The sequence below is a fragment of the Anatilimnocola floriformis genome (assembly GCF_024256385.1).
GTDB lineage: Bacteria > Planctomycetota > Planctomycetia > Pirellulales > Pirellulaceae > Anatilimnocola > Anatilimnocola floriformis.
In genome coordinates this window covers 589,144-609,047 of record NZ_JAMLFW010000002.1, presented here as the reverse complement: position 1 = coordinate 609,047, position 19,904 = coordinate 589,144, and the positions used below count along the sequence as shown (strand labels likewise).

The 19,904-nt window shown below is 60.0% G+C and carries 14 protein-coding genes; 2 read left to right on the top strand and 12 right to left on the bottom strand.

The annotated features are described in order from the left end of the window. Positions 1–25: 25 nt before the first annotated feature. The gene (locus tag M9Q49_RS27155) at positions 26–229 is read right to left on the bottom strand and encodes a hypothetical protein (RefSeq protein WP_254512451.1); all 204 of its coding nucleotides are present in this window, start codon (positions 227–229) and stop codon (positions 26–28) included. A gap of 390 nt (positions 230–619) precedes the next feature. Here M9Q49_RS27155 and M9Q49_RS27150 point away from each other — a divergent pair, with 390 nt between their 5' ends. After that, positions 620–1,489: a creatininase family protein gene (locus M9Q49_RS27150; RefSeq protein ID WP_254512450.1), complete on the top strand. Its 870-nt coding sequence runs from the start codon at positions 620–622 to the stop codon at positions 1,487–1,489. A 68-nt stretch (positions 1,490–1,557) separates the two neighbouring features. Here M9Q49_RS27150 and M9Q49_RS27145 read toward each other — a convergent pair whose 3' ends face one another. The 9 genes from M9Q49_RS27145 to M9Q49_RS27105 form a co-directional block, all read right to left on the bottom strand. Continuing rightward, positions 1,558–2,706: an armadillo/beta-catenin-like repeat-containing protein gene (locus M9Q49_RS27145; RefSeq protein ID WP_254512449.1), complete on the bottom strand. Its 1,149-nt coding sequence runs from the start codon at positions 2,704–2,706 to the stop codon at positions 1,558–1,560. Positions 2,707–2,736: 30 nt separating this feature from the next. Further along, entirely contained in the window at positions 2,737–3,105 is a 369-nt protein-coding gene (locus tag M9Q49_RS27140) for a hypothetical protein (RefSeq protein ID WP_254512448.1), read from the bottom strand. A gap of 140 nt (positions 3,106–3,245) precedes the next feature. Then, on the bottom strand, positions 3,246–3,569 hold the full coding sequence (locus tag M9Q49_RS27135; protein ID WP_254512447.1) for a hypothetical protein: 324 nt from the start codon (positions 3,567–3,569) through the stop codon (positions 3,246–3,248). A gap of 86 nt (positions 3,570–3,655) precedes the next feature. Further along, positions 3,656–4,240 carry a hypothetical protein gene (locus M9Q49_RS27130; RefSeq protein ID WP_254512446.1) on the bottom strand — a complete coding sequence of 195 codons (585 nt, stop codon included), beginning with the start codon at positions 4,238–4,240 and terminating at the stop codon, positions 3,656–3,658. Between the two features lie 258 nt (positions 4,241–4,498). Continuing rightward, the gene (locus M9Q49_RS27125) at positions 4,499–4,750 is read right to left on the bottom strand and encodes a hypothetical protein (protein WP_254512445.1); all 252 of its coding nucleotides are present in this window, start codon (positions 4,748–4,750) and stop codon (positions 4,499–4,501) included. A 227-nt stretch (positions 4,751–4,977) separates the two neighbouring features. Next, positions 4,978–7,104 carry an SWIM zinc finger family protein gene (locus tag M9Q49_RS27120; protein WP_254512444.1) on the bottom strand — a complete coding sequence of 709 codons (2,127 nt, stop codon included), beginning with the start codon at positions 7,102–7,104 and terminating at the stop codon, positions 4,978–4,980. Then, positions 7,080–8,294 (bottom strand): VWA domain-containing protein, encoded by a 1,215-nt coding sequence (locus tag M9Q49_RS27115; RefSeq protein WP_254512443.1) that lies wholly within the window; start codon positions 8,292–8,294, stop codon positions 7,080–7,082. The genes M9Q49_RS27120 and M9Q49_RS27115 overlap by 25 nt, the downstream gene beginning before the upstream one ends. Continuing rightward, positions 8,287–10,770 carry a DUF5682 family protein gene (locus M9Q49_RS27110; protein ID WP_254512442.1) on the bottom strand — a complete coding sequence of 828 codons (2,484 nt, stop codon included), beginning with the start codon at positions 10,768–10,770 and terminating at the stop codon, positions 8,287–8,289. Before M9Q49_RS27110 ends, M9Q49_RS27115 begins: the two co-directional genes overlap by 8 nt. After that, positions 10,731–11,828 carry an ATP-binding protein gene (locus M9Q49_RS27105; protein WP_254512441.1) on the bottom strand — a complete coding sequence of 366 codons (1,098 nt, stop codon included), beginning with the start codon at positions 11,826–11,828 and terminating at the stop codon, positions 10,731–10,733. The genes M9Q49_RS27110 and M9Q49_RS27105 overlap by 40 nt, the downstream gene beginning before the upstream one ends. Positions 11,829–11,987: 159 nt before the next feature. On the opposite strand from M9Q49_RS27105, the gene M9Q49_RS27100 reads away from it, so the two are divergent. Further along, positions 11,988–14,966, top strand: a complete 2,979-nt coding sequence (locus tag M9Q49_RS27100) for a DUF4132 domain-containing protein (protein WP_254512440.1) — start codon at positions 11,988–11,990, stop codon at positions 14,964–14,966. A gap of 33 nt (positions 14,967–14,999) precedes the next feature. Here the strand turns inward: M9Q49_RS27100 and M9Q49_RS27095 are convergent, their stop codons facing one another. Continuing rightward, positions 15,000–19,052, bottom strand: coding sequence for a hypothetical protein (locus M9Q49_RS27095; RefSeq protein ID WP_254512439.1), 4,053 nt, complete (start codon positions 19,050–19,052; stop codon positions 15,000–15,002). A gap of 140 nt (positions 19,053–19,192) precedes the next feature. Then, positions 19,193–19,861, bottom strand: a complete 669-nt coding sequence (locus M9Q49_RS27090) for a hypothetical protein (RefSeq protein WP_254512438.1) — start codon at positions 19,859–19,861, stop codon at positions 19,193–19,195. Positions 19,862–19,904: the final 43 nt, after the last annotated feature.

Genomic DNA, 19,904 nt, shown 5'->3' with positions numbered 1-19,904 from the left:
GCTACGATAGCTTAAGCTGGGCAGACTACTTCGGCTTCGGCTTGCTCGAGATGCGGCCGAGGGCGGGCTGGATGGGGCGGGTGTAGGGCGATTTGGCGACGAGCTCGCGGAGCGAGCGGGTGAGCGCGAGGTCGAATTCGACGAACGCGTTCAGATCCACGGCAATTCGGCCGCGGGCCGAATTGTGGCACAACACCAAGTGCAGTTCCGGCTCTGGGCCAGTTTTCATGGGCGGAAACCTTTGCCTCAATTTGCGAAACAAACGGGGCCGCTTTGCTCGCTGTTCTCGAGCAAACCTCCCTGCGGCAAAAACGGAGTCAGGCCGAATAACGAGACCGAACTCTACCGGTTATTCGTACCAACCCTCGCGATATTATTCCGACGCTGCAAAACCCCCTAAGGTTCGCGAGGGCCGATTTCGGGTTACCGCAATCCAGAGAGGGAGGTGAGGTGCGGGAGGCGGGATGCGAGATGCGAGAGAAGTACAGCAGCAATCCAATTCCGAATTTGTTTGCTGGCGATAGCAGCACTGATACACTCCCAGCAGTCTTTTTCCTCGCATCCCGCATCCCGCATCCCTCTCGCCTCTCGTCCCCCGTCTCTCTCCCCCGAGCCCCCAATGTCCCGTGCCCTCACCGAATATCGTTACGAAAAGCTCACTTGGCCAGAGATCAACGATGCCGTCGACGAAGGGCAGGTTTGCATCCTCCCTTGCGGCGCGGTCGAGCAACACGGCCCGCACTTGCCGCTCGATGTCGACTTGGTTTGCCCCGGCGGGATTGCAAAAGGAGCCGGCCTCGAGATCCCCAGCAAGCTGAAGGTGCTGCCAATTGTGGCCTATGGCTACACCGGCCATGTGATGGATTTTCCGGGGACCATCAATAACGACTTCGAGCACTTCATGCATCACGTGCTCGATATCACGAAGAGCCTTGCCTATCACGGCTTCAAAAAGATCATCCTGCTGAACGGCCATGGTTCGAACATGCCGAACCTCGACTTGGTCGCCCGCCGCACCAATCTCGAAACCGACGCCGAATGCGTTTGCACGGCTTGGTGGAACCTGCTGACCGTCGACAAGGAATTTCTGCCCCGCTGGCGACAGAGCAAATTCCCCGGCGGCTGTGCCCATGCCTGCGAGCTCGAAACGTCTCTCTACATGTACCTCGATGGCGACAACGTGCGCCGCGACCTGATCAAGAACGGCGAGATCAGCTTCAATACCGACAACAGCCCGTTCACTTGGGTCGATCTCTTCGGCGCCGGCCCCGCCACGGTCGTTTCCTGGACCAGCAGCTACAGCGAAACCGGCGTCCTCGGCGAAGCCGAACTCGCCACTCCCGAGAAAGGCCGTCAGGCCTACGAAGAAGCCGTCAAACAACTCGTCCGCTTCGTCAGCTGGTTCAAAGACCGCCCGAAGGACGTCCGCCGCGACCGCCATCGCACGCCCCCGACGATGCCAATCCCCTGGGGCCAACGGCCTGTTTAATTGTCGTCGTTTTCTTACCTCGATTCACCGAGAGCGTTGAGTGATCGGCGACAATAGGGCCGCGACGATCATCGCGCCGCCTGGATTTCTTCGATCTTGGCATCCAGCAGCAGGAATCGTTCGCGAGATTTTTCGAGATCGGCTTCCTGCATCACGGGCAAGCCATCGCCCCAAGCGCCGCCGCGCTGGTAGACGAAGCGGGGCAAATCGAACTTCCGCACCAGCTTGCCTGTCAGTCGCAAGTCTCTGCCATTCCTGAGCGACTCAGGTAGATCGGGCACCCACAGTCGAGTGCTGCCGCCCACCGTGACGCTGGGACCTAGCTTGCTGTCTTTGAAGTCGGAATGTGCGACCAGCACCACTTGCTGATCAATGAATTCCGACCAGGGATAGGCGAGCGCTTTTGCGTTTTTGGGCAGTTCGCGCGGCGGGACTTTTTCGCAGTCACGGCGGGCCATACGCAGTGAATCCGAAACGTACGTGATCAAGTTCAAGTCGTCTTTGTTCGCGAGCAACCGCTCGATGTCTGTGGGAATGGGTCCCAGTTGTGCACAACTCCGCGCGATGTTGCCGAGGGCCCAGGCGGCTCCCTGTGCAGTGCTTTCGTCTTTGTCGGTGAGAAGTTTGGTCAGGCTTCCCACGATCAGGCGATTGGTCTCTTGCGTTTCGGCGCTCGTGGCAAAGGGTTGATAGAGGAGAGAAAAGCGGGAGGCGATTCCGGCTTTATAGAGCGCGGGTGGTCCGGCCAAGATCTCAAGCAGATGGTCGTGCGATTCTCGGGCGTGGTTGGGATATTTGCAGAAGGCGATCGCCATCGCATCGAAGGCGTTGTATTGAATCGGCTCTTGATCGCGGGCGGCTTGTCGCGTGAGTCGTACCAACACCGCGTAGCGCGGCTCGTGAGTATCCCAGCCGATGCCTCGATAGGAATTCCAAAAAAGATTGTTTGCCTCGCTAACGGCTTGCCAGTTGGCTGTTGGATGCAGGTAATATTCCCACATCCGCAGCCGCGCTTCGGCAGGGGTGAGGACTCCCTTCAAATCGATGCCGACCGGATTCCAGTCTGGCCAGGCGATGGCTGACAGGCAAATGCTGCGGAAGACTGCGTTCTCACTTTCCGTGCCGAGGAGCGTGGCTTGCAGGCGAGCCTTGGGGTCTTTGATCTCCCAGATCTTGTCGACCAGCTGGATCGCTTCGACGGATGCGCGCGAAGGCAAACGCGTGATCCCTCCCGCATTTTGAAACAGCTACAGCTTGCCCTCCTTGTCGGGCGCGAAGTAGGCCAGTACCTCCATGCCGTCCTTCGGTGAAGCTTCAAACTCCCAGTTGCCACCGTAGCTGCGCGAGGAAAAAGGGACGTCGATTTCGCGTACGTCATCGGCTAGTTTGCCGCGGCGCACGACGTCGGTGATCTTCAGCTTGAACTTGAAGCCCCGCTCCGGTTGCTTTGGATCTTGTTCGTTCGGCAACTCGACTTCTTGCGGCGCGTGCAGCGTGGCGGCAACGACGGTCGCGTTGGCGGTTCGCACGTCTTCGAGCAGTACGGTGGAGCGGCCCGCGAAGGCCGGCGAATAGCAGCCGAGGCAAAGGACGACCAAGAGGATGCGCAGATACATAGAGAGACCTCGCGAGGTACGCGGCTTTTGATGAAGCCTCATCTTAGTGCATGTAGCATGTAGGCTGGAACAAACGGTACCCCGCGCTGTCCCGCCCTGCACAAGACGCCAGCCGCAAGCTAAAGATCTTGCTTAGGAATTCACTCCCCCATCGAGCCCAACGTCATCAGCAGCTCGGCCATTTCTCCGGCGGGGTGCATTTCGCCGCGGGAGCGAGCGATTTCGATGCCGGTGCGGAGGGCGGTGCGGGCTTCTTCGATTTCATCCATCCGCACAAAGAGCTGCGCGCCGCGGAGGAACGATGGCACGTGCGGGCGGGGGTCGTTCATCAGCGATTTGAAGACCTTGGCCGATTCTTCGAACAGCCCTTCGTTTTCAAACTCAATCGCCAGGCCGTAGCGCAGGAACTGATCTTCGGGTTCGTTGGCCAGCATCGATTCGATGCGTTCGCGGCGGGTGGGCATGGGCGATTCTGCGCTAAACTTAGAGATGTGCCGATCCCTCGCGAATCGGCTCTCCGCGATTTTAACACAGGGCCCTCGGCAGCGGACTACGCCGCGCGCGATTGCGGACTCACGGCGGTCAGATCGTCGAAGAGCGCTTGCAGGCAGCGGCCGTTTTTCCCCCAGTCGAACATCTGGCCAGTGACGGTGGCGACAGCGGTCACTTCGGAGATGTTTGCCGTGTGCTGGCGAATGGTGATGACCAGCGTGCCGGCGAGCGACCACATGTCGGAAGGCTGAGTCGCTTCGAGCACACAGCCGTCGCTCGCTTGCGATACACCTTGAACGACCTGGCTGCGGCGGGCCAGCGAACAAATCGTTCGCAAGATGGTTTCGCCAATCGGCGCGGCGACAAAGCCTTCGCGGCGGCGATCGGTTTTCACACCGGCCCGCGTCCAAATCAGCTGCGCGAGTTGGGCGACACCTTCCATCGAGACGACTTGCGGCAGCAACTTATCGGCGATGGAGAGAATCTTTTCGGCGCTCACCGGCTTCGTAGCTTGTCGCTCGGCCAGCGCAACAGCTTCGCGCACTTCGGGCCAAGTGACGAGCGCGGAGACACGCGACTCATACCGCCAGGCATCGACCACATCGGCGAGGGTCAACGATTCATTTACATCCGTGTCGATCATGTGAGCCTCCCGATGAGTTTCGTCAGCACGCTACAGCGTGGCGCGTTACACGCCCTTTATCGGCGTGAGGAGGAGATGATCCTAAGATTCCGATCAGAGAAAATGATCGCTCGAGGTTGGAAGAGAAGCTTCCAGAACGGTGGTGATACGGGTGCCCCATCGGGCCATCACCCCGGCCCTCTCCCCGAAGGTTCGGGGCGAAGGAGTGAACGTCGCTGACGCTCAGCTGCGTGAGAACAGCCGGCGATCGAGCACCAGTTATGCCGAGGGGCGGCGGAAATGTTGATAAGCCATCAGCACTTCATACAGATCGCTGCTGAGCGTGATTTCTTCGTCGGAGAAATCATTCAGCCACGTGCGATTGGTCCGGACGGCGTCGACGAGGAGTGGCAGCACTTCCTCGAGGGGGACCGTGACGGAATGCCGGGCGGCGGGAAGTGTTTCGGTCGCGATCGAGATCGTTTCCGCTTCTTCGGGCCCGTAATAGATGCGCAGGCGGTTCCGTGCCATGCGAAAGTCCTTCCTTGTCGTGAATCCGTTCAGGGGGAGTTGGTGGCCACCGCGACGGCTGTGCTTGCTCGTAGTTGACACTACGGTCATGACGTCATGTCATGCTGGCATGCGAGCCCATCTTGCGCAATCCGTGCGCCCTCGGGGACACCTAGCTCATGTATCGGCGACAACTTGTCGGGTTCTTCACAATTTCGGGACGGAAGGTGCTGCTAGCTTGTAGGCGGTCACGCTACTTGCCCCGCTGCCAGCGCCACCGATTCCTGCTCGGCCGCGAGTTGCAAAATAAAGTACGCCCGCAACAGCGTCGCCGCGGCCGCATGTTGAAACTCCGGCTCGGCCAATCGCGAAGTCGAAGTTAGTTGCCCATGCAGGAGTTTCAATGTGCCGGCGCAAGATCCCAAACCGAGGGCCGTGAACCGTTGCGCTATTCGCTCTAGCGTTTCATGACCTCGCCGCGCGACGAGGCCGTTCTCGACAAGTCCTTCGAGCTCCGCCTGAGCGGTGACGATCAGCCGCGAAAGGGCCGAGCCAACTCCTTGCCGTTCAAGCCCAGGCGATTCGTCTTCTTCGACATCCAGCACACCTTCTTCCGCCGCGGCTGGATCCGCCTTGGTTTTTGCGGCGGGAACTGCATTTGCCTGTGCCAGATTTAAATGAATGATTTTGTCGGGCGTGAGCAGCGAAATCGGCTGCACGACGATCGTTCCGGCGACCATTCGAATCGCGCCGAAGATACTGCAGCCGTCAGTCTCGGTGAACTTCTCCAGCAGTTCGACAGCGCCCCGCAACTCTGGCGTGAACGGCAACCAAAGCGAAAGCGGATGGCCTCGTTCATCGAGTAACGGTCGATAAAGTTCCTGCCGCAGCGAATCGAAATTCGCCGGCCCCCAGTTCGTCGGTTGAATCAGCACGAGTTCCTGATTGGCAGTGGCGCCAGTCAGGCCGCCGCCATAAATCTTGTGTACGCGCGGCGACAGCTCATTCCAATTCTTCATCACCGGCAGTTTTTCGGCGAGTGTTTTGAGCGGTGTCGGTCCGGTCACAATGGCCTGAGTCGCCGATCGGCCGGATAGTCGGCCAGTCAGATTTCGGTAAGCGTTCGTCAATCTCACTGTGCTCCGCGCTGCTTCGCTCGGCGCGCCGCAACCCGCCCAGGGGCCATCGGCGCGAAAACGACCGATGGGATCGAAGCCGGTCTGGCCGATCGGGCGCGATTCACTCCAACTTGCCCAATCCTTGGCCGACTCGTCCCAAAAATAAACCGTCACGCCGTGATAGCCACCCTTTGATCGCCACCACTGCGCACCGACGCCGGTCAAGTTGAGCTGGCCCACTTCGTAATATGTCGAGCGATGTTGGCCCACGAGCACGGGGAGTGGATTCTTCTCGAGTCCCGCTCGCAGCGCTTCTAGCCGGCACAGCCCGAGCAACACCTGCGCGGTGCTGGCCTGCGCATCGCGACGCACGACCAGTTGCATCTCTTGCGCAAGTCCAGCCAGCATTCGTTCGAGCCTCGGCAAATCGACACCATGTGCAGAAACGGCGAGAGTCACCAGTCGTTGCGCTGTCGCCGCCGATAATCGCGCGATGCCATTCGCCACCGTCTCGTGCAGCACCGCGCCGACGCTGGCGAGCACTTCGGCCCGCGTGCGCGGCGCGCCGGAAGATTCTTCAAGCAAAGTCTGCTCAACCACAATCGTTCGTTTGCCGAGCGACGCCTGATACACCAGGACCGCCGCGACGACGTGCTCGCAAACCGTCTCGGCCTGGCAGGAACAGACCATGCCGAGCAATCCGCCGCTCGCCAGCCAACGGCAGGTGAGATTGCGTGTGGGAAAGCGGATGACGAGCGCGGCTTCGGTTTCAATTTCGAAGGGCGGACTCCCGGCAAGAAACTTCTGAGCCTTCTTCAGTGTCGGCTTGCCTGCCCATTTCTGGATCTCTTCGTCCGTGGCGACGCCGATCACTTCGGCAGGGGAAAGAAGGGTTGCGGCAGTTGCGGTTGCCGCCACGTCATCGGCAAACAACTCTCCTTGCACGGGAGCATCGAGCGCCGCCAACTGCGGATCATCGCGCAAATAGAGGAGCGCAGAGAGAATATGCCGGCAAACGCCTGTCGCCGGGCAATTGCATCTGCTTTTGCTCGGCAACTCCGGCACTTCGACCGCAGCATCGGCGAATTTCAATCGCACGCACGTATCATCGCAGCCGCTGATCTCCGGCTTGCTCGTCTCCAAATCCTTTTGAGCGCGGCGCAGCAGCCCCTTGTTGGCGAGCGCGGCTAGCGCGTCGTCATCGAGCGTGCGAACGATCGCGCGCACGCGAGTCAGGAAAGGATGGTGCCCAGCCATTGTGCCAATCGTTGAGGAGTGAGTGCTGCCACGTGTGCGCCCGCCGCGACGCACTGCTCGGCCATGCCGCGATCGTAACTAGGTTGTGCCACTGCATCGAGGGCGGCCAGACCGATCACGCGTACGCCTGCTTCGCACAAGCGTTTGATCGATGCGAGCATGTTGCGCGGATCGTAGCCTTCAAAAAAATCGGTCACGAGGACGACGATCGTCCTTGTCGGTGTGCGAACCAGCGTTTCGCAATATTCGAGCGCGCCGCCGATGTTCGTGCCGCCGCCGAGTTGCACCGACATCAGCAGTTCCGTGGGATCGTCGATCTGATCCGAAAGGTCGACGATGGCGGTGTCGAACGCCGTCAGGCTGACGCGCACGGTCGGCAAGCCTTTGAAGATACCTGCCATCACCGCGCTATAGATGACGCTATCCATCATCGAGCCGCTGCAATCAACGGCCATGATGATGTGCCAGGGCATGTGGTGATCGACTCGCGAAAAAAAGTGGAGCGCGCCGAGGACGAGCTGTTTTCGCTCGGGACTGTAATTCTTCAGGTTCGATTTGATCGTTCGCTGCCAATCGAGATTGCGCAGCACTTTCAAGCGGCTGCGGCGCTGCTTATTCAAACGGCCCCACAACGCTTGCCTTACTTCCTTGGCCAGTTTGCGGCGGAGATCTTCGACAACTTGGCGTACGATTTTGCGAGCGATCTCGAGCACTTCCCCTTTCATCATCCCTTTGAACGTGAGGATTGCTTTGAGCAGCTCATAGCTCGGCTCCATTTTGCCGAGGACCTCGGGATCGGTCACGAGCTCGGTCATGCCGTAGCGATCGAGCGCGTGACGCTGAATGATGTCGACGGTGTCGTTCGGAAATAGCTCGCGTACTTCCTGTAGCCACTCGGGAACCGTCAGCACGCTTTCTTCCTGACCGCCACCGCGGCCATCGCCGCGATTTCCCTGGCCGTCTTTGCCGTTGCCTTGGCCGCGCACGCCGCGGCCGCTGTACTCGCGGCCATAAAGGTAGTCGAGCACACGGTCCATCTTGCCGTAGCGCGAACGACTCCCGCCGCCACCCTGTTTATTCTGCTGTCCGCCGCCACCACAACCACCGAGCGTGTTTTCGGCGAAGCGGCCGAGGATGAGTCGCCAGCGGAGCAGATCATTTTCGTTATCGCTGTTGGGCGTGTTACTCAAGCCAAGCCTCCAATCCATCGCGGGCGAGCGATTCTTTGATCAGCCGATTTACTTCCACGGCGCGGAGCATTTCGCCGGCGTCGACGTCGGGGAGATACGCGGCTTGCAGATTATCGGCGCCGGGCATCACCGCAACTTGTTTGCCGACCTGATCGGTTTCACGCGGCGTGAGATCGGCGAGAGCGAGCCGCAAGAGCGGCAACATTTTCACGAACCGCGATTCGTCCCAGTCGTGTACTACCGTTTGCAAACAAGCGAGGCACTCGGGCGTTTGCCAGATCACATTCCGCGCCGTTTTTAGCAGCCCGCGTAAAAAGTTTGGGCCATCAACACCTTCGTCGCGCGAGCTGAGCAAATGACCGCGCAAGTGTTGAACCAAATCCTCTGCAGGAAGTTGCCCGTCGGCATAGAGCAAGCCAGCTGCACCGCCGCGCAACGCCGAACTGCCGCCAGTGGAGTTGAGCAGCCCGCGTAGGCCCTCGCAGCGTAGTTGCAGCGGATCAGGATTGTCGCCGAGCGTGCGTACGCCTTGCAGGAACGAATTGAGCGCGTCAAGCATCGTCGCTTCTTCTTCGCTCGCCGTGCTGACGAGTGAAGGAAGCAAAAAACAGCCGCGGCGATAGGCAGCCGTTGCGAGTTCCGTCAGGCCGTGCAAATGATGGGCTTCGAGTGGCTCGCGCGAAACTTGTAACACGAGAAGATTTTCGAGAGCCTGCGCGAGCGAGGGAAACGAGCTGTCGTGCGCCAGTAATTCATTTACTTTGCCAAGTAGATCTTGTGTGTGCTCGTGCAAGCCCATCCGGCAGGCGTGCAGAATCAAACTCGTGGCGACAGCGGCAGGACTCGCCTGCCCCGTTGCAGTGGCAGCCGAAAATCGTTCGAGGAGCACGCTCGAAGCCGCTTCTTCGACGGTCGATCCGTAGAGCGAACGCTCGATGAGCGTCGACTCCGTCTGCGGCGCCCAGTGATATTTCCAGACTTCCTGAATCCGTTCGAGATTGGCGCCAGCGACGAAATCGGGTCCACGAACAAACGTCGCGAACGGCACTTCGAGAAAGGCCAGGCGATAAAACAAGCGACTCGTTTCGCGATGGGCAACCTTACGGTAGATGTCGAGTGTCGCCGTGGTTTCTTCGAGCTTGTCGATTTTCAGTTTCAGCGCCGCGGCCTGATTGCGAAAGTCATGCACGATCGGCGGCTGACCCGCATCCGGCGGCACATTGCCGATGCGATCGCCGGCGAGCAACTTTCGCGCGATGGCGAGCACGGCAACTCCTTCGGCATCATCGGTTCCTTTGATGAACAGGCTCCGCACGCCATCGAGCACATCTTCGCGTGAGGGAATCACATGACCTCGGAGATCAGCTAATCGATGAGCATGGGCAACGGCGGCGATGGCATCGGCCGTCGAGGTTCCCAGGTTCTTTTTGCGGCATTGCCGGGCGATTTCGACCAGCAACTGCGACGCGGATCGCTCTGCCGCGTTGTTCCCTTGATCGGCCCACGAACGTTGATAGAACTCCGGGCTCGGCATGCCGCTGGCGTAACCGTTGAGTCGATCGAGTTGCTCGAAGGTGTAGCGCATCAGCACGACTTGGTGATCATCGGGCGCGATTTTCATCGGCTTGGGAAGAGCCGCTGTTGTCTTCGCGAGCGCGACGGTGTGAAAGCCGCCGGTGACGACAACAACTCGCCCTTGCGGATGAGCCGCGACACCGGCCGCCATGGCTTGTTCGCGGGCGATGGTTCCGTCAGCGATCAGCGCTTGCTGAGAATGATCGTGGCGAGCCAGAGCACAATACGTGAGCACATTTCGCATGAACGTCGCAGTATCGAGCGTGTGGTAATCGACTTCGTAGAGATGATCCCACAGATCATCGGGATCTCGCGCGCCGGTGCGAATGCAGGCAGCTTTGAGCAATCGACTGTGACTGAGCCAGCCTTCGTCCTGCAAACTGGTGGGGCCTGATTTTTTTGGCTCATCGTCGGGCTCTAGATCATCACCGCCGAGCGCGCGGGCAGCGATTTTTTCCGGGAAGGTCAGATCAACGAATGAAACGGTGGCTGCGACCGCGAGCCCCGCTTTGATCGCCGCGAGTTCGGGCGAAAAATCACACAGTGGATAGTACGCCGCGTGCCGTTCAGGCGGCAGATCTTTTTCGCGTTTCACATACGTCGCGTAGACCGCGACCGGCATTTGCGTTTGCTCGCTCACGAGCAACGGGATCAACGGCGTGGCATCGCGCGGGGCTTCGATCAGCACTGCGGCTGGTTTGAGCTCGCGAATCAGACGGTCGACGTGCCAGGCGCAGGCCGGGCTGTGGTGGCGCACGGGGAAATAAACCACGCGAGCGGCGAGGTCGATTTCCGGCGGCGTGAAATGGGCCGCTTGTTTCGCCAGCGCGGTTAGCTCGGCCCGTTCCTCTGCCGGTTCGCTTACCGCAGCCACTTGCGAGCTTTGCCGAGATCGGCCCATGGTCCACCTTGGTTTTTGCTCCGCTCGCGCACCACCACGTCGAAATAATGCTTCAGTTTTTTCAGATCATCGGGATTGTCCTTAATCACCGCGCCGACCAAGTGCCGGCCGATGTGCTCGGAGGTGAGCACCGCATCGCCGTAGTAATAAGCATCAAGCGAGGCTTGCAACGCGACCGAAACGGCTTCGGCCGTCGACATGACCGTTGCCGGTTTTTCGACCTGCACGCCATCGGCAGTGACGCCTTCGCGCAGATCATGAAACGTCGTGACAAGCACTTCGATTACATCGCGGTTGACGGTCACTTTGGCGGCAGCATCTTTCAGCAGGTGTTCGCACTGATCGGTAACGAGCGTGACTTCCTGCGCGAGCTCGCCGATCGGATGGACCGTTTCGAAATTGAATCGCCGTTTGAGCGCGCTCGACATTTCATGCACGCCGCGATCGCGAATATTCGCCGTGGCAATGATGTTGAAGCCCGGTTTGCCGAGCAGCACGCGACCGTCACCGCTCAGTTCCGGCACCATCATCAGTTTTTCGGAAAGGATGCTGATCAGCACGTCCTGAATTTCGGGCGGGCAACGAGTGACTTCTTCGAACCGCACGATCTGACCCGTCGACATTCCTTGATGCAAAGGCCCCGCGACCAGCGCCCGCGGCGAAGGCCCTTCGGCGAGGAGCAGCGCGTAGTTCCACGAATACTTGATCTGATCTTCAGTCGTGCCGGAGCTGCCTTGAATGGTGTTCGTCGAACAGCCACTGATCGCCGCGGAAAGCAACTCCGACAGCATCGACTTGGCGGTGCCTGGTTCGCCGACCATCAGGAGCCCGCGATTGCCGGCGAGGCCAATGATCGCACGCTCAACGAGAATGTCGTCGCCAAAAAATTTACGAGTGACCGCGGGCGTCTTGCTGCCGCAGATGAACGAGCGCACCGCCTTCGGCGAGAGCTTCCAACCCGGTGGCTTGGGCGATTTATCTGCTTTGGCGAGTGCCGCCAGCTCGTCCGCATATAAGATTTCGGCGGGCGGTCTTAAGACCTTTTCGGTGCTGGCCATCTGTTCTCACATGCTGAGGAGTGTGCGTATTCGCCGCGAGAAAACTACGGAGGAGTGTCACGAATTTAGCAAGTTGCGCGGGCGTGTGGAATTCGCCAGCAGCAGCGGTGAGAATGTGGCGACGGTCTGTTCTTTGATCTCTCGTCGGAAGGCAAACTCATGGCGGATTGGTTGGCTAGATTGAAGGATCAAGCGACGAACCAACAGAGTTACGGCGCGGCCGAGACATTGAAGTACGTCGAGCAAGCTGACCTCAAAACGTTGCAGCTGCTCAAGCCGCCACCCAATCCGTGGCTCGTCAATTGGATCGGGCATGTATTGCGACTCTCGCCGTCGCCACGTGAGGCCGACGCCGACGTGCTGCGATTGGTACAGGCGGCTGCCAAGATGCAGGCCTGGTCCGAGATCGTTCTTAGTTGGCTACGGCAGCCTTATCGCGAAGGCGAAGCCCCGGAGCAGGATTTTCTCGCGCCGCTGCTGACGATCATCGGCGATGATCAAGCCGAGCGGCAGCAGTTGGTTTCGGCACTCATCGCTGGCAGCGGTGATTCTCTGGCGCGCGACGGTGGCTCGACGAACTCGGCGGGACGGTTTGTGCTCGCAGCGCCGAATCTGGGCGAAGTCGTGGCGAACATCCCACCGCGCAGTCGAGTTGCCGACGCGCTGGCCTTTATCATTCGCTCCGATCCCGCGCGAGGCGTCGAGCTCGCGCCGCATTTCTTGATGCGAAAATGGACCAACAGTCCGATTCTCGATCCTGCCGCGGTCCGCATTCTGCTCGAGGTGGATGCTGAGAAGTACAAGCCAATCATTCTCGATGCCATCGCCGAGACATCAGGTAACCGTGGCGATGTGTTCGAAACGCTCACGATTCTGGCCGAAACATTTCCGCAATACCTGCCGCGCACTCGTCAAGAGGCCGGCCATATCCTCGCCTACCAAAATCGCATCGAGCATGCCGACAAAGCCGCCCGTTGGTTGCTCGCCCAGTATGGTGTCGATGGCTTGCCGGAGATTTGCGCTTACTTGCGCGACTGCATCACCATCCACTTCACGGCACCCATCCTTCAACTGACCGTCGACGCTTTGCAAGAACAGGCGCGGCCCGCTGCGCTCGCGGCACTGGAAGGCAAAGGTTTCGAAACTCGCCTGGCTGCGCTCAAGCTGCTCGTTGTCTGGAATCAGCCCGAGGATCGTGAAGCCATTGCGCTGGCGGTGAACAAAGGACTCTCGGAGAAAGAAGGCACCGACGTACTAAAGATTTTGAAGGTTGTTTCTGACTACGATTTCAGCGGAATGCAAGAATTCGTTTGGGAAACGCTCGCGCATAAGTCGAAGCCAGTTCGCTCGGCTGCGGCTCGCGCCCTGGCGCGACTCGGCGAACCAGCGGTGGAACGAGCGATTCCGCTCGCGGCGGCGAAAAAGTCTGCCGTACGCTCTGCTGCCGTCACGCTGTTGCAAACCATCGAATCGCCAGCCGCCATCGCCGCGCTCGAGGCCCGCGTCGATGTCGAGACGGACGAAGAAGTACGCGATCAAATCCTGCTCGCGCTCGATACGGTGTGGGAGAAGCAAGGCAAAAAGCTGACTCGCGATGATGTGAATGAACGCATCGAGCGCGCCGAGAGCAAGCTGACGGAGCAGGTATTGGAATGGCTTGATGACACGAAGCTGCCTCCACTGCGGTTCGCTCAGGATCAACAGCAGCTGACCGCGCAGCAGGTTCGCTATCTGCTCTATCGCCAATCGCGGGCGAAAGAAATGCGGCCCGATGTCGAAGCCAAGCCACTATATGCTTTGATCGACCGCAGCAGCAGCGGCGATTTTGCGGTGTCGCTGCTGGCGCATTTTTTCGGCTCGAAGATGGACGCCGAAGATCGTTGGCTGCTCGCGGCTGCCGCTTTGCTTGGCGACGATCGAATCGTCGCGCCGTTGATGCAGCAGATTCGCAAATGGGTCGATGCTAATCGGGGCAAGCTCGCCGAATACGCCGCGCAGGCTCTCGCCCTGCAGGCAGGCGATGTAGCGCTGTGCGCGGTCGATGCCCTCTCGATTCGTTATCGCAGCAAACAGAAAAACATCGGCAAGGCTGCCAGCGAAGCCTTTGCCGATACCGCCGAGCGCCTCGGCATGACGCCCGATGAACTAGGCGATCGCGTTGTGCCCTGGCTTGGTTTCGAACCTGGTCAGCCGCGGCTGATCGAAGCCGGCGATAAGAAAATCGAAGTTCGCGTCGGCCTCGATCACAAGCTTGAGTTCCGCGATTTGGTCAAAGGCAAAAAGGTTGCCTCGTTGCCATCCGGCGTCCCCGCCGAAACCAAAGCCGAGTTCAAGGACCTCAACGCCACGATTCGCGAAGTGATCAAAGGCCAACTCGCGCGCATCGAGAACTTGATGGTTCGCCAGTTCCGCTGGCCCATCGCGCGCTGGCAGGAACTTTATCTGCAGCATCCGCTCCTCTTCCCGTTTGCCACGCAGATGATTTGGGCGATCTACGATGAGGGCAATAAGCTCGTCAAACCTTTTCGCGCTCTCGAAGATCGGACGCTGACGGATGAGACCGATACCGCCGTCGCGCTGCCGCAGCAAGGACAAATCGGACTCGTCCATCCGCTGGAACTAACGCCCGCGGCACGACAAGCGTGGGCGACGCACTTGGCCGATTACAACATCGCTACGCCGATCTTGCAGATCGCGCGCCCCGTGATTTCTCCCGCCGAAGAGGATCACGCGACGAAGATTTCGCGCAAGTACGAAAACACTCCGCTGAGCGCCATGACCTTCCGCAGCCGCGCCGAACGACTCGGCTGGCAGCGCGGCAGCGTGATCGATGGCGGTTGCATTTCGTCCTATCGCAAAAGCTTTCCCGGCGCGCGGGCCGATGCCATTCTCGAACTCGACGGCATGGGCATCAGCATGGGCCTGGAAGACTCGATCAAGCTCGGCAAGTTCTACTTCGTAAGAAGCGGCAGCGTAGAAGTCGGCAGCTACACCTACGACGAGCCGCACAACGAACAGGACGAACGACTAATCGCCTTCGGCGATGTCCCACCGATTGTCTTTTCGGAAACGATGGGCGACCTCGGCAAGATCGTAGGCACGAAAGCGGATGGCAGCGAAGCTGGCGAGGAAGCGTGAGCGCAAATCCGTCCTACGCAGAAACCTGAGCGATCAACGCGTCGTCTTTTCTTTTTCTGCTCGGCTCGGCCACCAGTTGTTGCGCATTCGTTCGAACATGCCGGGCTTTGGTTCTTCTTCGGGATCGCGTTCGACCCGTTCGGCTCGCTTGCTGCGGTCGACTTTGGCAGCAGGTCCAACGGCGGGCGGCGTGACTTGTTTCACGGCGTGATTGATTGCTTCGGCGGCTACGCTCGCGGGCTTCATGACGGGATTGGCAGCGATCACCTTCGGCGGCGCTGCCGCGCTGACCGTGGTCGCCTGCCCGGCAACATGGTTGCGCAGGTACAAGGGCCAGTAGCTCTCGAGGAACCGCTGACAGGGGACGAGTTGACCCGACGTCAATTCAAAGTCAGCCGAGGCAATGCCCTTGAGGAGTTCGTCGCGTTCGTGATCGTCGAACCAGAGATCGTAGACCTGAATGTCGTCGATCCAGACTTCTCCTTCATCCATCAAATCGAAGCCGATGCGGAGATCGGTGAGTCCGCTGAGAGGCAAATCAGTGAGGGGAAAGCGGTAGGAGTTCCACTGGTTTTGCAGCTGCACTTTCAGCGGCTTGCCGTCTTCGCCGATGCCGACATTGGACCAGCGGTAGTACGGTTGGCCGTCGAGCTTGCCTTCGATCGCCAGTCGCAGCCGTGGCTGTCGCGCGGGATCGGCGATGCGCAAATGAGCGACCACCGACAAGCGGCCCGTGGTCGGCACGGGAATGGGATCGCTGCGAACCCAGGCCGGCGCCGGCCGACCGAGCGGATCGCGCGTGCTTTCTAAATGGAGCGATTGCTTGCCGTCATGCGGTTGATCAATGTCGATCTCGGCGTTCACATGCGGACCTTGAGCATGCACCCAACCGGTCGGCGCGCCGGCGTCGGTCATTTTTTCGAACGAAGGATTGCTGAGGACTTCCTTGGCCCGTGGCGAGCGAAGCGCATTGGCGCGGAAGCGGAGCTGGCGAACTTGCTCGCGCAAATCATCGGCGGCTGCGGTCGGCAGCGTGGTGCGCCAGGTTTCGACCGTCGTGTTGGCGTTGGCGATCTCACCACCCATCAGGTCGTATGGTTCAAGTTTGACGGTCCAAGTCGTGCGCGTGCCGTTGGTCGTCGAGCTCGCATCGCGGAGCGAGCTATAGGGCTCGATGGTGACTTTGCCAGCGGCTTGCCAATCGATTTCGACGGTCACGGGCCACGGCGAATCGTTCGTGCAGTAGAAGTACGTTTTGCCGCGGCGAACGAGCGTCCGCAGGACCACAGGCTGCTGCGAGCCAATGCCGTTCTTCGGCTGGGCCGTTTGGAATGGTTCATCGGGCAAACGGCGGTAGACCTTCAAGAGCGAGGTGAGCGCATCTTCCTGGCCGAGCGGCGTCATCCAACCACCTTCGATCAGCAGCCGCGTGTCGCTCGTCGAAATCGAATGGACGAAGCGTTCGCGATGCAGAGCTTCGGAACGAGCGAACTGCGGCACTAGCCAGAGGCGAGTCTGCTCGGCGCCGAAAGGGCTGACTTGATCGAACGACGGCAGCGCGAGCGGCGCTGGCTCGAAGGAGACTTGCGTCGAGTAGGCCGCGCCGGTGAAGAGCGCCGGCAGATCGGTTCCATTTCCCCAAGCATGATAGGCCGTCGACAGACCGATAAACTCCGGCGCGATCCGCTGCGGAAACGGCAGGATGATTGACTGATCGGCAGCGAACTGCCGCGGGTCAAAGCCGAACGCGGCGAATGCAGCGGCGGCCTGATCTTGGGCGGGAAGTGTTGGTCGTAGCGCGAACTGAATCGGCCGCGCGGCGAGGAGTTCGCCGGGGAGAACGAATAGCTTACCGCCGGGATGATTTTGTTCGACGGTTCGTTGCAAGTTGCGATAGAAACCGGCAATCTGTTGCGACCGCCAGTTGAGCCAGGCCGTGCGCGCGTTGGTGCGGATCGACTGCAGGGCTTCGATGCGCCAGTTGGGTTGCTGCGGTTGCAGGTCGCTCAGAGAGACGCCCGTTTGTTTTTGGAAAGCAAGGAGCGTCCGCATATCGCAGCCGCTTTGATCATCGGGCAGCAGCGCGAACGACTCGGGACCGAGTTGCAAACCAATGCCGGTGAGGGACGGGTGCTCGGCGTAGCGAGCGGTGAGCTCATGCACGACGCGCTGCATCGCTTGCTGCACGCGGGCATCGAGCGGATTGTAATACGGAGCCAAGCCGCGGCGCGGTGGCCGTCGCGCGAGGATCGGCCTGCCGTCGATACCGAGGGGTTCGATGCCGGTTGCGTTGGCGGGATCGAGCAAGCGTTGACGTTCGAGTTCCGGGATCGGCGTGTTGAATTGCAACGTCGGCACGCATTGCACGCCCGAGCGATCGCAGAGTCGCAGCAGCAGTTCGAGCACATCCTTGCGAAGCGGATCCTGACCACTCTCGAAGAACAAGCCGGTGTCATACCGCGGCGTAGGTTCAAGCAATTGACTCGGATAGAGCGAGCTTCCTTCACAGACGACGGGCAGCATGATCACGCCGCTGCCGGTGTGCTGTAGATATTCGACGAGCCGCGTGGTCGCGAGATAGAACGTCACCCAATCGTCGAGCGTGCGGCCCGTCGTAGGATCGAGCGCTTCGCCGGCGGAAAAGTTTTCGGCAATGAGTGGCCGTTCGAGGCAAGTGGCCAGCATCCGCTGCGCGACTTTCGTCGCCGGCAAGCGAATCGGCGGCAAGGTAATCGGCCCGGCTTGCAGACTAATCTTGCCAAACCACGCCGCCTGTCCTGGGCGACGATTGGTGAGGAGCACGACTGGCGCCTTCGTTTGCGGCCAGAAGATGACGCGATGCCGCGTGACCTTGGCTTCGACGCCGGCCGCTGGGGGCGAAACATCGACGCCGGTATCGAGACCGATCGGCACGACCTGGCCGGCGGCGTTTGGTTCAACAATGCTGATGCCCAGGCTTTGCGGCAGATCGCTGGGATATTCCACCTGCAGCACGTGCGGCCGACCGATCTCTTCGACGCTCAGCGGATACGCTTGCCACACATTCGCCGGCAGTTGCACCCACGTGCGGCCGAGGTGCGAGTGCGTTTGCGATTCGCCGTTGGTCAGCGCTTGCGTGGTCAGGCCCGGCAACTTCGGCAGCGTGGGAATGCGCGTCATGCGCTCCCACCACTTCGGATTGGCGGGATCGATTTCCCAGGTCGTCTTCCATTCGCTGGTTCCCAGCGGTGGACGGAGAACAGGATCGACAACGACGAGTTGCACGCGGCGTTCGAGTACGGGCTTGCCACGCAGGAGTGGCGTCGTGAGACGCTTGACGTAGAGCGAGAAGACCACGTCGTACACGCCTTCGTCGAGCGGCAATGCAAACTCCGTGGCGGCGACAGCCGAGGCCGCGCCTTGATCGTCGGACTTGATTTCGAGATCGAGGCGATTGCGTTCGCGACCACCGCGAGCTTCAACCAGTGCGGCACTCAGGATGTAAGCCGTGTTCGGTGTCAGCGGAAAAGCATTCGGCAGCACTTCGCAGCTGAACTTTTCGCCGGGCGAATAGATCAAATGCTCGCGCTCGATGTTTACCCGCAAGGTATCGCCCGGCGAGCGTTGCACGAGCAGGCGATTGCGATGCTCATCGAGATTCAAACTGTGAAAACCTTGCTTCAGTTTATCCAGCGGCAGCTCGATCACTTCGCCAGCAGCGCCGCCGGCGGGAAACAGGTTCACGCGCAGAACCGCCGTACCCGGCGCGACGACGTGCAGATCGCAACCGTCGTAAGTCCGCGGCATGCGCGGAAAAACTCGCAGCGACTGCGCACTGACCATTTGCAGCGCACCAGGCGAATCGGCTTCGAGCCCCAGCGGCTGAACATCGCTGAGCGTTCCTTCGCTCAACTCGATCGAGCCTTGCCAGGAGCAGGCTTCGCCGCCGCCCCAAGCAATTCTGAGTCGCAGGTCCAATTCATTCGCAAGAATCTGCGAAGCGTTGCCGATAATGAGGGCGAACAAAAGGGCGCAGGGCCAGAACCACCGCTGCGCGCTGCGCAGCAGTTGAGACGATTCGAAATGCGGACTTCCTTGTCCGAACATCGTTCGCTTCCGCGCGCGAAGGATCGCGCGGCGGAATGTCTCCTGAAAAATTGAGATTCTGTTTGCGCGCTTCCGTGCGCACAAGTCGCCAGTATAGGCCAGCAGGCCCGAAACCAACTACAGCGAAATGCTGGTGCTAGCTACTCTGGTTCGCTAGCAAAATCACGGGCTTCACGCCGCAAACGATTGGCCGAGGCGCGAATGCGATCGGCTTCGTCATACTTGCCGGCATCCTCGAGATCGGCAGCGGCCTGATCGAGGTTGCGAGCGCTCAAGCGGAGTTGAGCGATGGCTACATGCGTGGGATTCACTGGCTGGCTGTAGCTTTGCAGCAAATTGAACGGGCCCGATTCGCTGGCGACGCGCTGCACAGGTTGCTGCTGGATTTGGCTGACAATTTGCTTCTCCAACGCTGCATCGGCGGCTTTCGCATCCTGAGCCATTCGCTGCCAAATTTGCCGTCGTTCGGCGTCGGTGCTGCCACCTATGCCGTCGAAGATCGTTCCTTTCACTACACTGCCAATGCGGCGCTGAGCTTCGGTCAACTCGCGCACTTCCACAGATTCTTCAGGCTGCTGGGGCTGCGCTGCCGGAGCAAAGAATTGTTTGATCGCCGGCGTCAAGCGCGCATAGCGCAGCCAGCGCGAGCCATCGAGCGGCAATGGCAGCGGCAGGCGAGAATCGGTAACGATCTCAACCCGTTCTTCTTCCTGAATCTTTTCTTCCAATCCCTTTTCTTCGGCTTGGCTAGTAATCACCAGCATGCCGACCATCAGCAACCAGCTGGCAAATTTCAACGCAGTTTTCATCGTTTGGGTCCCTCCTGTGATGAACGACGGGCCGAGGATTCTA